Raw genomic sequence first — 15,578 nt, 5'->3', positions numbered from 1 at the left:
CATCGCCATTGAAGCAGGAGCGCCCGCGAAAACCTTGCAATCCTGCCTCGATGGGTCTATATGACCCCTGAAATTCTTGATCGCTTGATGAAGAGTGGGGCCGCAAGGCTCCGCTCTTTTTCGTTAGGCGAACAGGAAACCACGGGCCAGGAGCCCGGTGAAAATCAAAGACCGGAAGGCCAGATGGCAGACACCGCACACGAACCGCGACTGATAACCGAAACGGGCATCGACCAGCGCATTGCCGAGATCATCGAGCCTGTTTTGACGGGCATGGGATATCTTCTGGTGCGCGTGCGGCTCTCCAACCAGAACGGCATGACGCTGCAGGTGATGGCCGAGCGCGAAGACGGAACGATGAACGTTCAGGACTGCGAAGCCATCTCGATGGCGATTTCACCGGTTCTTGATGTGGAAGATCCGGTCGAAAAAGCGTATCATCTCGAAGTTTCCTCGCCCGGCATCGACCGGCCGATGGTTCGCAAAACGGATTTCACCCGCTGGCAGGGCCATCTGGTGAAGGTCGAAACCTCCATTCTGGTCGAGAACCGCAAGCGGTTTCGCGGCAAGATCGTCGAGGTCGATGCGGACAGCTTCAAGCTGGAACGCGATCAGATCGCCTATGGCGAAGAACCGACAGTCACCGTTCCGTTCAGTGCGCTTTCCGATGCGAAGCTCATTCTGACGGACGATCTTATTCGTGATGCGTTGCGGGCAGACAAGGCGGCAAAGGCCGCCGCCGCAAATCAGAACGACGAAAACGAAGCAGACGAAGACTAATTCAAACGTAAAAAGGCCCGAAAACGGGCCATCCCCGCAATTATGCGACTTACGGAGACATAAAAATGGCAGTGAGTGCTAACCGGCTTGAGCTTCTGCAGATCGCCGATGCTGTGGCGCGCGAAAAGGTCATCGACCGCGAAATCGTGCTTGCCGCAATGGCCGACGCTATCCAGAAAGCCGCCCGCTCGCGCTATGGTTCGGAAACCAACATTCGCGCCGACATCAACTCCAAGACCGGCGAAATCCGCCTGCAGCGTCTTCTGGAAGTGGTGGAAGCAGCCGAAGACTATTCGACCCAGATCCCGCTTGAGCTGGCCCGCGACCGCAATCCGGACGCCAAGCTCGGCGACTTCATCGCTGATCCGCTGCCGCCGATGGATTTCGGCCGTATCGCCGCGCAGTCCGCCAAGCAGGTGATCGTCCAGAAGGTGCGCGAAGCCGAGCGTGACCGCCAGTATGATGAGTTTAAGGACCGTATCGGCGAAATCGTCAACGGCACCGTCAAGCGCGTCGAATACGGCAATGTCATCGTCGATCTCGGCCGTGGCGAAGGCATCATCCGTCGTGACGAGATGATCCCGCGCGAAAACATGCGTTACGGTGATCGCGTGCGCGCTTATGTTTACGACGTTCGTCGCGAGCAGCGCGGCCCGCAGATTTTCCTGTCGCGTACCCATCCGCAGTTCATGGTGAAGCTCTTCACCATGGAAGTTCCGGAAATTTACGACGGCATCATCCAGATCAAGTCGGTTGCCCGTGACCCCGGTTCGCGCGCCAAGATCGCCGTCATTTCGAACGACTCGTCGATCGATCCGGTCGGCGCCTGCGTCGGTATGCGCGGTTCGCGCGTTCAGGCCGTCGTCGGCGAACTTCAGGGCGAGAAGATCGATATCATTCCGTGGAGCCAGGATCCGGCTTCCTTCATCGTCAACGCCCTGCAGCCCGCTGAAGTGGCCAAGGTCGTTCTGGATGAAGAATCCGAGCGTATCGAAGTGGTGGTTCCCGACGAGCAGCTGTCGCTCGCCATCGGCCGTCGCGGCCAGAACGTGCGTCTGGCATCGCAGCTGACCGGCTGGGATATCGACATCATGACCGAGCAGGAAGAATCCGAGCGCCGCCAGAAGGAATTCAACGAGCGCACGGCACTCTTCATGGATGCTCTCGACGTCGACGAGATGGTTGGCCAGGTTCTGGCCTCCGAAGGCTTCGCGCAGGTTGAAGAACTTGCCTATGTCGATCTTGGCGAAATTTCCTCGATCGACGGTTTCGACGAAGACACCGCCGATGAAATCCAGACCCGCGCCCGCGAATATCTGGAACGTCTGGAAGCCGAAATGGACGCCAAGCGCAAGGAACTCGGCGTTGCCGACGAGCTGCGCCAGATCGACGGCCTGACCTCGCAGATGATGGTTGCGTTGGGTGAAGACGGCATCAAGACGATCGAAGACTTTGCCGGTTGTGCGGCGGACGATCTGGTCGGCTGGAGCGAACGCAAGGACGGCGAGACGAAGAAGTTCGAAGGCATCTTCTCCAAGCTCGACGTTTCGCGCGTCGAGGCTGAGAACATGGTGGTACAGGCCCGTCTTCTGGCTGGCTGGATCACGGCTGAAGACCTCGCTTCCGCAGCGGAAGCCGATGTTGAAGCTACCGAGGAGGCGGATACCGCCGAACAGGAATGACATCGCAGGCGCATGAGCCGGACGAGTTGCCCGAAACCGATGAGGACGGGCGGCTCGAAGGCAACGTCAATGGACGTATGTGCATTGTGACACGGCAAAGCGGATCACCGGATGAGCTGATCCGCTTCGTCGCAGGCCCGGACGGCAGCGTCGTGCCGGATCTGAAACGCCAATTGCCGGGGCGCGGCTGCTGGGTGACCCCCGAGCGCGCCCTGATCGAGAAAGCCATTGCGAAGAAGATCTTCGCACGGGCACTCAAACGCGACGTCAAGGCCGGACCGGAGCTTCTTGCTCTCCTCGACCGGCTGATGGCGCAGCAGCTTGCCGGAATGATGAACATGGCGCGCAAGGCGGGCCAGTTCATCAGCGGCGCAACGAAGGTCGATGCCGCCGTCCGGTCCGGGAACGCGATTGCCGTGTTCCACGCAACCGATGCCGCGGCAGACGGCGTTCGAAAACTGGACCAGGCCCGCAGGGCCTGGGCGTTCGGCAGCGATGCCGGCAATGAAATTCCGTCCTTCCGGCTCTTCAGTAGCGCCGAAATGGACGAGTTGATGGGCCAGAATGCTTTTATCCATGCTTGCGCGCTTGCGGGGCAGGCGGGTGAGGGTGTAGTGAAGCGCGCAACGATGCTTGAGCAGTACCGCCTTGGCGGTCGATCTCAGGCGGAACGCGACGCTGCCCGGACAGAACAATGACGCGGTTAACCGACATGAACGGTCGCCGCGTTCCGATGCAGCAATTGAACGACGAGACCTGATGGACGTCATCCGGTTCTCGTCCGAAGGAACGGGAACGAATGACCGACAACAACGACGACAAGACACTTAACGCGCCGGCCAAGAAGACTCTCACCCTCAAGCCGGGCGGGATGAATCAGGGCACCGTGCGGCAGGATATGGGTCGAGGTCGCACAAATGCGGTTGTCGTGGAAACACGCAAGCGCCGCCCCCTACGTCCCGAAGACGAGAAGCCGGTTCAGCCCGTCGTGGCAGCAGCACCAGCGCCGAAGCCCGCGGCACCTGCCCCTGCCCCCGTGGCAGCGCGTCCGCAGGCTCCCCAGCCGCGCATTCATCAGCCAGGCGGCCAGCAGCAGCGTCCGGGTTCTTCCCAGTCGCAGCAGCGTCCCGGCTCGTCCGCACCCCAGCAGCGCCAGCCTGACCGTCCGCGCGGCAACGTTCTGCACGATCTTTCCGCCGGCGAGATGGAAGCCCGTCGCCGTGCGCTGATGGAAGCGCAGGCTCGTGACGTGGTGGAAGCCAAGCAGCGCGCCGAAGACGAAGCCCGCCGCAAGGTCGAGGAAGAACAGCGCATCGTGGCCGAAAAGGTCGAGGCCGCAAACCGCGCTGCCGAAGAGGCTGCGGCTGCCAAGGTAGCGGCAAGCCAGCCTGCCGTTGCGGCGAAATCCGAACCGACCGGCGAAAGGCCGGCTGCGGCCTTTACGCCGGCGCCACGCACCGACGCCCGTCCTCAGTCTGCCACGGCTGCTCCCCGTTCCGCTCCCGCCACGCCTGACGCCGCTGCTCCGCGCGGACGTCGTACCGGTGGTGACGAAGAGGAAGATCGTGGTGCCGTGCGTCGCAGTAGCAGCCTTCCGGCTCGCGGCAAGGTCACGGCTCCGGTTCCGGCCAAGCCCGCTGCCCGCCTCAAGACAGAAGAAGAGCGTCGTCGCGGCAAGCTCACCGTCACATCCAATCTGGAAGAAGACGGCACCCAGCGCGGCCGCTCCATGGCATCCATGCGCCGCCGCCAGGAGAAATTCCGTCGCAGCCAGATGCAGGAAACCCGCGAAAAGGTTATGCGCGAAGTCATCCTGCCGGAAACCATCACCATTCAGGAACTGTCGCAGCGCATGTCCGAACGCGCCGTCGACGTTATCAAGTTCCTGATGAAGGAAGGCCAGATGATGAAGCCGGGCGACGTGATCGACGCCGATCTGGCGGAACTGATCGCCGTCGAATTCGGCCACACCGTCAAGCGCGTTTCCGAATCCGACGTGGAAGAAGGCATCTTCAACCAGGCGGATGACGCAGGCGAAATGGTTTCCCGTCCGCCGGTCGTCACGATCATGGGTCACGTCGACCACGGCAAGACCTCGCTGCTCGACGCCATCCGTCAGGCAAATGTCGTTTCCGGTGAAGCCGGTGGCATCACCCAGCATATCGGCGCCTATCAGGTCGAGAAGAACGGTCACAAGATCACCTTCATCGACACCCCCGGCCACGCCGCCTTTACGGCCATGCGTGCCCGTGGCGCACAGGCGACCGATATTGCCGTGCTGGTTGTTGCCGCAGACGATAGCGTGATGCCGCAGACGATCGAGTCCATCAATCACGCCAAGGCGGCCGGTGTTCCGATCGTCGTTGCAATCAACAAGATCGACAAGCACGAGGCAAACCCTGAAAAGGTTCGCCAGCAGCTGCTGCAGCACGAAGTTTTCGTGGAATCGATGGGGGGTGAAGTTCTTGATGTCGAGGTTTCGGCCAAGAACAAGCTCAACCTCGACAAGCTGCTCGAAGCGATCCTGCTCCAGGCCGAAATCCTCGATCTGAAGGCGGATCCGAGCCGTACCGCAGAAGGCACGGTCATCGAAGCCGAACTCGACCGTGGCCGTGGCTCGGTTGCCACCGTTCTGGTTCAGAAGGGTACGCTGAAGCCCGGTCAGATCATCGTTGCCGGTGATCAGTGGGGCCGCGTGCGCGCGCTCGTCAACGACAAGGGCGAACACGTCAAGGAAGCCGGTCCGGCCATGCCGGTCGAGGTCCTCGGCCTTTCCGGCACGCCTTCGGCCGGTGACCGTTTTGCGGTCGTCGAAAACGAAAGCCGCGCCCGCGAGATTTCCGAGTATCGCCAGCGTCTGACACGCGACAAGGCTGTCGCCCGCCAGACGGGCCAGCGCGGTTCGCTGGAACAGATGATGAGCCAGCTACAGTCTTCGGGGATGAAGGAATTCCCGCTGCTGATCAAGGGCGACGTGCAGGGCTCGATCGAAGCCATTGCCGGCGCACTCGACAAGCTCGGCACCGACGAAGTTCGTGCCCGCATCGTCCATTCGGGCGCCGGCGGTATCACGGAATCGGATATTTCGCTTGCCGAAGCATCCAACGCCGCGATCATCGGCTTCAACGTGCGTGCCAATGTGCAGGCCCGTCAGGCGGCTGAGCGCGCCGGTATCGAAATCCGCTACTACAACATCATCTACGATCTGGTGGATGACGTTAAGGCGGCCATGTCGGGTCTTCTTTCGCCGGAACGTCGCGAGACCTTCCTCGGCAATGCCGAAATCCTCGAGGTGTTCAACATCACCAAGGTCGGCAAGGTCGCAGGTTGCCGCGTCGTCGAAGGCAAGGTGGAACGTGGTGCAGGTGTGCGTCTGGTACGCGACAACGTCGTCATCCACGAAGGCAAGCTCAAGACCCTCAAGCGCTTCAAGGACGAAGTCAACGAAGTGCCTGTTGGTCAGGAGTGCGGTATGGCATTCGAAAACTACGAAGACATCCGCGCCGGCGACACCATCGAGTGCTTCCGCGTCGAGCACATCACGAGAACGCTCTAAGCGTCTCGTCGCAAAACAGGACTTTACTGTCGGGCGCCGGCTTAACCGGCGCTCGCTTTGTTTGAGGCATTACCCATGGCAAAAGCAACATCATCGGCCCCTTCGCAACGCATGCTGCGCGTTGGCGAACAGGTGCGCGCCGCACTGACGCAAATTCTCCAGCGCGGCGAAGTCCGCGACGATCTGATCGAAAGCGCCGTTATCTCCATCTCGGAAGTGCGCATGTCGCCCGATCTCAAGATCGCGACCGCCTATGTGACGCCGCTTGGCGTTGCCGATCACACCGACATCATCAGCGCGCTGAACCGCCACGCGAAATTCATGCGCGGCCGCCTCGGCCCGCAACTGCGGCAAATGAAATACATGCCGGAACTGCGCTTTCGCGACGATACCAGTTTCGACAATTACCAGAAGATCGACGCACTCCTGCGGTCACCGGAGGTGCAGCGCGATCTTGGACCTTCAAACGAAAAAGACGACGAACAGAACTGAAGCATGTCCAAACCACGCAAACAGCAGCACCGCAAACCCAAGGGCCGCCCGATCTCGGGCTGGCTCATTCTCGACAAGCCGCTCGATTTCGGTTCCACCGAAGCCGTTTCCAAGATCAAGTGGCTGTTCAATGCCCAGAAGGCGGGCCACGCCGGCACGCTCGATCCGCTGGCATCAGGCATGCTACCGATTGCGCTCGGTGACGCCACCAAGACCGTGCCTTACGTCATAGACGGCCGAAAAATCTACGAATTTACCGTGACCTGGGGCGAACAACGCGCGACCGACGATCTGGAAGGCGAAGTGATCAACTCTTCCGACCAGCGTCCGGACGAACAGGCAATCCGCGATATTCTGCCCAACTACACCGGTGTGATCGAGCAGATACCGCCGCAATTTTCCGCCATCAAGATCGCCGGCGAGCGCGCCTATGATCTGGCGCGCGAAGGCGAGACGGTGGAAATCCCGGCACGCGAGGTGGAGATTCATCGCCTGACGCTGCTCGCTTGCCCCGACGCCGATACCGCGCATTTCGAAGTGGAATGCGGCAAGGGAACCTATGTGCGGGCACTGGCGCGCGACATGGGTCAAGACCTCGGCTGTTTCGGCCATATTTCGCAGTTGCGCCGCACCATGGTCGCCCCCTTCGGCGAAGACATGATGGTGCCGCTTGAGACGTTGACGGCGCTAGAGGCCATCGAAGACCGCGTCGAGCGGCTCGAGGCGCTGGATGTCTATCTGATCGACACGGCGGAGGCGCTTTCGTCACTTCCTCATTTGATCATCAACGACGATCAGGCACATCGGCTGAAGATGGGCAATCCGATCCTGCTGCGCGGGCGCGATGCGCCGGCCAATCATCCGGAAGCCTATGCCACCGTGCAGGGCAAGCTCGTCGCCATTGGCGAGATCGGCGAAGGAGAGTTTCGGCCGAAGCGGGTTTTTGGCTGAAACGGCGCAGTCAATCGCCTCTTTCAATTGTACCCGGAATAGTTTATAGGCAGCGCCAGCTTGGGCTTTGCCTATGCTACTGAATGGCCAGAGCTGGACGACATCCCGGCTCTAGGCGTCCCCGTTTTTCCTTAAAACAAGAAAGGATCGCACGATGTCGATTACTGTAGAGCGCAAAGCCGCCCTCATCACGGAATATGCCACCAAGGAAGGTGACACTGGTTCTCCGGAAGTTCAGGTCGCAATCCTGACCGAGCGGATCAACAACCTGACCGGTCACTTCAAGGATCACAAGAAGGACAACCACTCCCGTCGTGGTCTTCTGACGCTGGTTTCGACCCGCCGTTCGCTTCTCGACTATCTGAAGAAGAAGGACGAAGGCCGTTACACCAAGCTGATCGGTGCTCTCGGCATCCGCCGCTAAAATTTTATCCGGCGGGTTTCACAACGATACCCGCCGGTTTTTATATCGGGCCTTTTGAAGCCCACGAATTTCCGGACGGTTGCTGCAAATGCGGCCCACCGGGCGATAAGGTAGAACCGGATGGGCCGGTGTCGCCTTTTCAACCGCAGACCTGTCATGGGGCAGGATTGCCGGATGCTTGCACCTCGAAAGCCTCCCGCTGTCTTGCCCGTGATCGCGTCGTTCTTTGCCCCCATAAGGCGGGCAAGTACAAACAAGGACAAGATATGTTCAATAAACACTCCGTGGAAATCGAATGGGCAGGCCGCCCGCTGAAGCTCGAGACCGGCAAGGTTGCCCGTCAGGCTGACGGCGCCGTCATCGCAACCTACGGCGAGACGATGGTTCTCGCGACCGTGGTTTCCGCAAAGTCTCCGAAGCCGGGACAGGACTTCTTCCCGCTGACGGTCAACTATCAGGAAAAGACCTACGCAGCCGGCAAGATCCCCGGCGGTTATTTCAAGCGCGAAGGTCGTCCTTCCGAAAAGGAAACACTGGTTTCCCGCCTGATCGACCGTCCGATCCGCCCGCTGTTTCCTGAAGGCTACAAGAACGACACGCAGGTTGTCGTCACCGTCATTCAGCACGATCTGGAAAATGACCCGGACGTTCTGTCGATGGTTGCCGCATCCGCAGCCCTCACACTGTCCGGCATTCCCTTCATGGGCCCGGTCGGCGGCGCGCGCGTTGGTTACATCAACGGCGAATACGTTCTGAACCCGCATCTTGATGAGATGGACGAGTCGGTTCTGGATCTGGTTGTTGCCGGCACGCAGGACGCCGTCCTGATGGTTGAATCGGAAGCCAAGGAACTCAACGAAGACATCATGCTCGGCGCCGTCATGTTCGGCCATCGCGGCTTCCAGCCGGTTATCGACGCGATCATCAAGCTCGCCGAAGTTGCCGCCAAGGAACCGCGCGAATTCGAACCGGAAGATTTCTCCGCGCTCGAAAACGAAATGCTTGGCCTCGCTGAAACCGAACTGCGCACTGCCTACAAGATCACCGAAAAGGCTGCCCGTTACGCCGCCGTCGACGCCGTGAAGGCAAAGGTCAAGGCCCACTTCCTGCCGGAAGAAGGCGAAGCCAAGTACAGCCCGGAAGAAATCGGCGCCGTCTTCAAGCATCTCCAGGCCAAGATCGTTCGCTGGAACGTTCTCGACACCAAGAGCCGTATCGACGGCCGCGATCTGTCGACCGTTCGTCCGATCGTCTCTGAAGTCGGCATTCTGCCGCGCACGCATGGTTCGGCACTGTTCACCCGCGGTGAAACGCAGGCGATCGTTGTTGCCACCCTCGGCACCGGCGAAGACGAACAGTATGTCGACAGCCTGACCGGCATGTACAAGGAACGCTTCCTGCTGCATTACAACTTCCCGCCCTACTCGGTCGGTGAAACAGGCCGCATGGGCTCCCCGGGCCGCCGCGAAATCGGCCACGGCAAGCTCGCATGGCGCGCTATTCGCCCGATGCTGCCGACGGCGGAACAGTTCCCCTACACGCTGCGCGTCGTTTCCGAAATCACCGAGTCCAACGGCTCTTCGTCGATGGCAACGGTTTGCGGCACCTCGCTCGCACTGATGGACGCTGGCGTTCCGCTGGCTAAGCCGGTTGCCGGTATCGCCATGGGTCTCATCCTCGAAGGCGAGCGCTTTGCGGTTCTCTCCGACATCCTCGGTGACGAAGACCACCTCGGCGACATGGACTTCAAGGTTGCGGGTACGGCTGACGGCATCACCTCGCTGCAGATGGACATCAAGATCGCCGGTATCACCGAAGAGATCATGAAGATCGCTCTGGAGCAGGCACAGGGTGGCCGCAAGCACATTCTCGGCGAAATGGCCAACGCCATCACCGAGAGCCGTGGTCAGCTTGGCGAATTCGCACCGCGCATCGAAGTCATGAACATTCCGGTCGACAAGATCCGTGAAGTCATCGGCTCCGGCGGCAAGGTCATTCGCGAAATCGTCGAAAAGACCGGCGCGAAGATCAACATCGAGGATGACGGCACCGTCAAGATCGCCTCTGCTTCCGGCAAGGAAATCGAAGCGGCCCGCAAGTGGATCCACTCGATCGTTGCTGAACCGGAAGTCGGCGCAATCTACGAAGGCACGGTCGTCAAGACCGCCGACTTCGGCGCATTCGTCAACTTCTTCGGCGCGCGTGACGGCCTCGTTCACATCTCGCAGCTTGCATCTGATCGCGTTGCCAAGACCTCCGACGTCGTCAAGGAAGGCGACAAGGTCTGGGTAAAGCTGATGGGCTTCGACGAGCGTGGCAAGGTTCGCCTGTCCATGAAGGTTGTCGATCAGGCAACCGGTCAGGAAGTCGCTGCCGACAAGAAGAAGGAAGACGGCGAAGCCGCTGCCGAATAAGGCAGCGTCGCCAGACCCTATCGAGGCGCGGGTTTTGCCCGCGCCTTTTTTCTATTTCATCTTAAGGACGCTCCCATGAGCCGCGACGCTGTTAAAACCCTGTTCCACCCCTTTGCCGCAGAAATGCTCGACATGCCGAAAGAGGGCGAACGCGTTCTGTTTCTGGGAGCGGAGGCCGGCCCGAAGCTGGATGGTTTTGACGCGGAGATTATTGCCGTCCAACACCTTCGGCCGCTTTACCGGGCTCTGCAGGCGCAAGGCGCGCAGGTCACCCCGGACATTTCAGGCGAAGATTACGATGCGGCGCTGTTGCTGTGCGGCAAACATCGTGGCGAGAACGAAAACCGTGTTGCCGAAGCGCTGTCGCGCGTGAAAGCCGGCGGCCTGATCGTCGCAGCGGGATCGAAGGAAGACGGTATCGTGACGCTGCGCAAGACGCTTGCGAAGCTTGGCATCGAGGCCGACTCCACACCTAAATACCACGGCGTTGCACTCTGGTTCCGACGCCCCGACGATGTGGCGCTTGCAGTCTCCAAACTTGCCCAAAAGCCCGTAACGGTTGAAGGGCGTTTCACCGCCCTGCCCGGTATGTTCTCACATGACCGCGTCGATGACGGTTCGGAGCTTCTGGCATCGCGCCTGCCGACCGATTTTGACGGCAATGCTGCCGATTTCGGCGCGGGCTGGGGTTATCTCTCGGTCATGCTGGCGGAAAAATCGCCGCGCACAGCCCGTATCGACCTTTTCGAAGCCGACTGGAACGCGCTGGAATTTGCAAAGACCAATCTTCTCGAAAACACGCCGCGACTGACGGCCCGTTTCTTCTGGCAGGATCTGGCAAACGAGCCGCCGAAGGAAAAATACGACCTCATCATCATGAACCCGCCTTTCCACGCGGCGGGACAGGCGGCGGAGCCTGCGCTCGGTCAGGCCTTCATCAAGACGGCTGCAGGCGCGCTACGCAGTGGCGGAAAGCTGCTGATGGTCGCCAATCGCGGCATGCCCTATGAGCCGGTGCTGGCAGCGGAATTCCGCACCAGCGCCGAGGTGTGCCGTAACGCCCGCTTCAAGATCCTCAGCGCCCAGAAATAATCAATTCGGCAGAGTCATCAGCTCAGCAGCCATGCCCACAGCGACACGGAAAGAACGCCGGTCGCCGTGGAAATGCTGATAGTGGAGGCCGCAACGCTGTGGCCGATGCCGAAGCGGTTGGCGATCAACCACGCATTCACCCCCGTCGGCACCGACGAGGTGAGCACAAGTGCCGCCGTCCATTCGTGGCTGAGGCCGAGAGCATGGCCCATGGCCCACACGCAGGCGGGCAGAAGCAGCAGTTTGAACACCGTCATGGTGACGGCAATGCCCAGATTGCCGCGAATGGTATATTTCGTCAGCGCCATGCCAAGCGAGATCAGTGCCGCTGGCCCTGCCATCGAAGCAATCTGATCGACCACGGTTTTGAGGATGGGCGTCAGCGTCACACCTGAAACATTGGTCGAAAGCCCGATCGCCAGGCCGATCACCAGCGGATTGGTGACGAGATTACGACCTACCTGTTTGAAGACCGCAGCCATGCTTCGCTTTTCGCCGCCGACCGCCTTGTGCGTGGCGTTCTCCATCAAGATCGTGCCGGCGATCATCATGACCGGCAGGTGGATGGCCAGCAGGATGGAGAGAGCCACCAGCCCCTCATCCCCCACGGACCGACCGACGAGCGGCAGACCGATGAAGATATTGTTGGCAAAGGCCGAGGAAATCCCGGCAATCACAGCGATACGCACATCCTGCTTGAAGGCGTAACGGGTGACGATATGTCCGATTGTCCAGGTCACGGCCACGCCGGCGAAATAGGTGATCCAGAGTCGGAAGGGCGATGCACCGTGAAAATTCGCTTCCGCGAGCGTGCGAAAGATCAAAGTCGGCACGGCGATCTTGAACACGAAATCGCTGAGAATCTCACCGGCATCGGCCCGGAACAGACCGGCCTTGACAGTGAGCCAGCCGATCAGGATGAGAATGAAAATTGGAGCGACGTTAGCGGCAACGGCAGACATGGAGGGAAAGCTTTCGCGGCTTTGCGGGATATACCCCGCTTTAGAGCGTTTTCCACCGAAATGGAATCGCGAAAACGCGGCGCTTCCTTGTTTTCGCCGAATTGCGGATTGCCTGCAACGCAGGAAACAGACCGATTGAGCGCCTTCACCGAGAGGGCTCGCCGCTGCGTGCAAACCGCATTCCGCGGTGTCACACCAAAAGAAAAAGCGGGGTTTCCCCCGCCTTTTATGTCCGTTATACGCCGCCAGTACATCCGTGGCGGAGATAACGGTTGAGCCAGAAGACCATCATGTCTTCCATTCCGGTACGCATTCACACACCTTTTGCTCTGAAAGGAGCAATAGCTTAACCACATTACAGGCAAATGACGTGTTTCGTCTTCTTGGGGGGAGAACCGCATATTTTCCCTTTGGGCTTTTCTTGCCGCCAGAAATGTTTAAGACCGTTTAAAAAATACGCACACACCTCGTGCGAACCGGATAGGGCCTATGACGAAATTCGACGTACTGACTGTCGGCAATGCCATCGTCGACATCATCTCTCGCTGCGATGATCGCTTTCTCAACGACAATGCCATTACCAAAGGTGCGATGAACCTCATCGATGCGGAACGGGCCGAGCTGCTTTATTCGCTGATGGGGCCGGCTCTCGAAGCCTCCGGCGGAAGTGCCGGCAACACGGCGGCGGGCGTTGCGAATTTCGGCGGCAAGGCCGCCTATTTCGGCAAGGTCGCCGAAGACCAGCTCGGAGAAATCTTCCAGCACGATATCCGCGCACAGGGCGTCTATTTCGAAACGAAGCCGGAAGGCACGTTTCCGCCGACCGCCCGTTCGATGATCTTCGTCACCGAAGACGGCGAGCGTTCGATGAACACCTATCTTGGCGCTTGCGTCGATCTTGGCCCTGAAGACGTCGAAGACGACGTCGTGGCGCAGACCAAGGTCACTTATTTCGAAGGTTACCTGTGGGATCCGCCGCGCGCCAAGGACGCCATTCGCGAATGCGCCCGCATTGCGCATGAAAACGGCCGCGAAGTTTCCATGACGCTGTCCGACAGTTTCTGTGTCGGCCGTTACCGCGAAGAATTTCTCGACCTGATGCGCTCCGGCACGGTGGACATCGTTTTCGCCAATAAGCAGGAAGCGCTTTCGCTTTACGAAACCGACGATTTCGAGCTGGCGCTGACGAAAATCGCCGCCGATTGCAAGATCGCGGCGGTGACGATGAGCGAAGAAGGTGCTGTTATCCTGCGCGGCACTGAGCGTGTGAAGGTAGAGGCCTATCCGGTGCATGATGTGGTCGATACGACAGGTGCAGGCGATCTTTTCGCCGCCGGTTTCCTGTTCGGTTATACGCAGGACCGATCGCTCGAAGATTGTGGAAAGCTCGGCTGCCTTGCGGCGGCCGCCGTCATTCAGCAGGTCGGGCCGCGCCCGATGTCATCGCTCAAGGCTTTGGGCGCGAAACACGGCCTTATTTAAACGCCTCACCAGGGTAGGCCCCCCAGATTTCGCCCTGCGATACCCAGCCCGAGGCCTGACCGGCCTCGGCACGGCACCAGTCGCCATTGCATTCGCCGATCCTGAAGACGACGCCCGGCTCCAGCCGGGCAATGACCGAAGCGCCCGACTGCGCATCGCGGCGCATATTGACGTAAACGTCCTTGCCCTTGCCGCGCATCCACGGCGCAGCAACGGCCGTGCGCTCGCCCGACAGCAGCGCCTGGTTGACCCAGCCTTCCGTGCCATCGGCGTCACGGATGCGCCGCCAGTTTTCATATTCCTGGATGATTTCGACCGGCATTCCCGATTTCATATACATCCACGACACGGCATAATCCGTGCTGGGGCCGATGCGCATATTGACGCGCCTGGATTTCAGGCTGACAAAACGCGGCAAGGGCAAGCCGCTTGCGCCCTTGGCGGCACCCTGCGCCATGGCTTCGGTTGCCGCACCAAGGAGGCCCAAAGACAATGCAATGCAAACGATAAAAACCACACTGCGCATGCCCATTTCCGTTTCCCGCCTTCTGCAAACCGGATGATATTCGAGGAGGCTCGTTTCCACATGCCTCGAGCCTCGGCGAGTTTTGTTTGTCTTCGCCGGCGGGTCTGGTAGAAACGCCCTGATTGAGAGAAATTATCGCTCTTTCTGGTTAATGACTTCTGAACAAGGCAGCGGCAAACGATGACCCACAAGAAGAGACCGACAGTTTATATCACCCGCAAATTGCCTGACGTCGTCGAAACCAGAATGCGCGAACTCTTCGATGCCGAACTGAATATCGACGATACGCAGCGCAACGAGGAAGAGCTTGTCGCCGCCATGCAGCGGGTCGATGTGCTGGTGCCGACCGTGACCGACCGCATCACTGCCGCCATGATCGAGAAGGCCGGGCCGCAGCTGAAGCTGATCGCCAGCTTTTCCAACGGCATAGACCATGTGGATGTCGATGCCGCCGCCAGAAAAGGCATTACCGTTACCAATACCCCGAATGTGCTGACCGAGGACAGCGCCGACATCACCATGGCGCTGGTGCTGGCCGTGCCGCGCCGCATGATCGAAGGCACGCGCGTGCTTGCCAATGGCTCGGACGAATGGCTGGGCTGGTCGCCGACCTGGATGCTCGGGCGGCGCATTTCCGGCAAACGCATCGGCATTGTCGGCATGGGTCGCATCGGAACCGCGGTTGCGCGGCGCGCCAAGGCCTTTGGGCTTTCCATTCATTATCACAACCGCAAACGCGTCAGCCCGGCGACGGAGGCGGAGCTTGAGGCAACCTATTGGGACAGCCTCGACCAGATGCTGGCGCGGGTGGATATCGTTTCCGTCAATTGCCCTTCCACGCCTGCGACCTATCACCTGATCTCGGCGCGGCGCCTGGCGTTGATGCAGCCGACCAGCTACATCGTTAATACCGCGCGCGGCGATATCATCGACGAAGCGGCGATGATCCAGTGCCTGCGCGAGGGAAAGATCGCCGGCGCCGGCCTCGATGTCTATGAGAACGAGCCTGCGGTGAACCCCAAGCTCATCAAGCTAGCCAAGGAAGGCAGGGTCGTGTTGCTTCCGCATATGGGCTCCGCGACCATCGAAGGCCGCATCGAGATGGGCGACAAGGTCATTATCAACATCCGCACGCTCTTCGACGGACACCGCCCGCCGAACCGGGTGCTGCCGGGGCGGAGTTGAGCTGGCCAAGGCAAGCGTTGTCCGATTTTCAC

General features: G+C 60.0%; 13 protein-coding genes. 11 read left to right on the top strand and 2 right to left on the bottom strand.

From position 1 onward, the window contains the following. Positions 1 to 183 precede the first annotated feature (183 nt). The 9 genes from rimP to JZX89_RS10930 all read left to right on the top strand — a co-directional run bounded on the left by rimP (position 184) and on the right by JZX89_RS10930 (position 11,391). Positions 184 to 780, top strand: a complete 597-nt coding sequence (gene rimP, locus JZX89_RS10970) for a ribosome maturation factor RimP (protein ID WP_207134057.1) — start codon at positions 184 to 186, stop codon at positions 778 to 780. 65 nt (positions 781 to 845) lie between these two features. Continuing rightward, positions 846 to 2,462, top strand: a complete 1,617-nt coding sequence (nusA, locus tag JZX89_RS10965; RefSeq protein ID WP_207134056.1) for a transcription termination factor NusA — start codon at positions 846 to 848, stop codon at positions 2,460 to 2,462. After that, entirely contained in the window at positions 2,459 to 3,160 is a 702-nt protein-coding gene (locus tag JZX89_RS10960; protein ID WP_149898188.1) for an RNA-binding protein, read from the top strand. The genes nusA and JZX89_RS10960 overlap by 4 nt, the downstream gene beginning before the upstream one ends. 101 nt (positions 3,161 to 3,261) lie before the next feature. Then, positions 3,262 to 6,018 (top strand): translation initiation factor IF-2, encoded by a 2,757-nt coding sequence (gene infB, locus JZX89_RS10955; RefSeq protein WP_207134055.1) that lies wholly within the window; start codon positions 3,262 to 3,264, stop codon positions 6,016 to 6,018. A 75-nt stretch (positions 6,019 to 6,093) separates the two neighbouring features. Then, positions 6,094 to 6,510: a 30S ribosome-binding factor RbfA gene (gene rbfA / locus JZX89_RS10950; protein WP_149898186.1), complete on the top strand. Its 417-nt coding sequence runs from the start codon at positions 6,094 to 6,096 to the stop codon at positions 6,508 to 6,510. Positions 6,511 to 6,513: 3 nt separating this feature from the next. Further along, on the top strand, positions 6,514 to 7,461 hold the full coding sequence (gene truB / locus JZX89_RS10945) for a tRNA pseudouridine(55) synthase TruB (protein WP_207134054.1): 948 nt from the start codon (positions 6,514 to 6,516) through the stop codon (positions 7,459 to 7,461). Positions 7,462 to 7,615: 154 nt separating this feature from the next. Then, positions 7,616 to 7,885, top strand: a complete 270-nt coding sequence (rpsO, locus tag JZX89_RS10940) for a 30S ribosomal protein S15 (protein WP_149898184.1) — start codon at positions 7,616 to 7,618, stop codon at positions 7,883 to 7,885. 266 nt (positions 7,886 to 8,151) lie between these two features. Beyond that, the gene (gene pnp / locus JZX89_RS10935) at positions 8,152 to 10,299 is read left to right on the top strand and encodes a polyribonucleotide nucleotidyltransferase (RefSeq protein ID WP_174374031.1); all 2,148 of its coding nucleotides are present in this window, start codon (positions 8,152 to 8,154) and stop codon (positions 10,297 to 10,299) included. Between the two features lie 75 nt (positions 10,300 to 10,374). Beyond that, on the top strand, positions 10,375 to 11,391 hold the full coding sequence (locus JZX89_RS10930) for a class I SAM-dependent methyltransferase (RefSeq protein ID WP_174374030.1): 1,017 nt from the start codon (positions 10,375 to 10,377) through the stop codon (positions 11,389 to 11,391). A gap of 17 nt (positions 11,392 to 11,408) precedes the next feature. Here the strand turns inward: JZX89_RS10930 and JZX89_RS10925 are convergent, their stop codons facing one another. Next, positions 11,409 to 12,353, bottom strand: a complete 945-nt coding sequence (locus tag JZX89_RS10925; protein WP_149898963.1) for an AEC family transporter — start codon at positions 12,351 to 12,353, stop codon at positions 11,409 to 11,411. A 489-nt stretch (positions 12,354 to 12,842) separates the two neighbouring features. Between JZX89_RS10925 and JZX89_RS10920 the strand changes: the two genes are divergently transcribed. Continuing rightward, positions 12,843 to 13,835: an adenosine kinase gene (locus JZX89_RS10920; protein WP_046799104.1), complete on the top strand. Its 993-nt coding sequence runs from the start codon at positions 12,843 to 12,845 to the stop codon at positions 13,833 to 13,835. Here the strand turns inward: JZX89_RS10920 and JZX89_RS10915 are convergent. Further along, entirely contained in the window at positions 13,828 to 14,361 is a 534-nt protein-coding gene (locus JZX89_RS10915) for an SH3 domain-containing protein (RefSeq protein WP_207134053.1), read from the bottom strand. The genes JZX89_RS10920 and JZX89_RS10915 overlap by 8 nt on opposite strands. A 180-nt stretch (positions 14,362 to 14,541) precedes the next feature. On the opposite strand from JZX89_RS10915, the gene JZX89_RS10910 reads away from it, so the two are divergent. After that, a complete protein-coding gene (locus JZX89_RS10910) occupies positions 14,542 to 15,546 on the top strand; it encodes a 2-hydroxyacid dehydrogenase (RefSeq protein WP_149898179.1) in 1,005 nt (334 codons plus the stop codon). Positions 15,547 to 15,578 lie beyond the last annotated feature (32 nt).

The organism is Agrobacterium burrii, from assembly GCF_017313405.1.
Classification (GTDB): Bacteria; Pseudomonadota; Alphaproteobacteria; order Rhizobiales; family Rhizobiaceae; genus Agrobacterium; species Agrobacterium burrii.
Note: the sequence above shows the minus strand (reverse complement) of the source record. Positions and strands in the feature narration are given on the sequence as shown.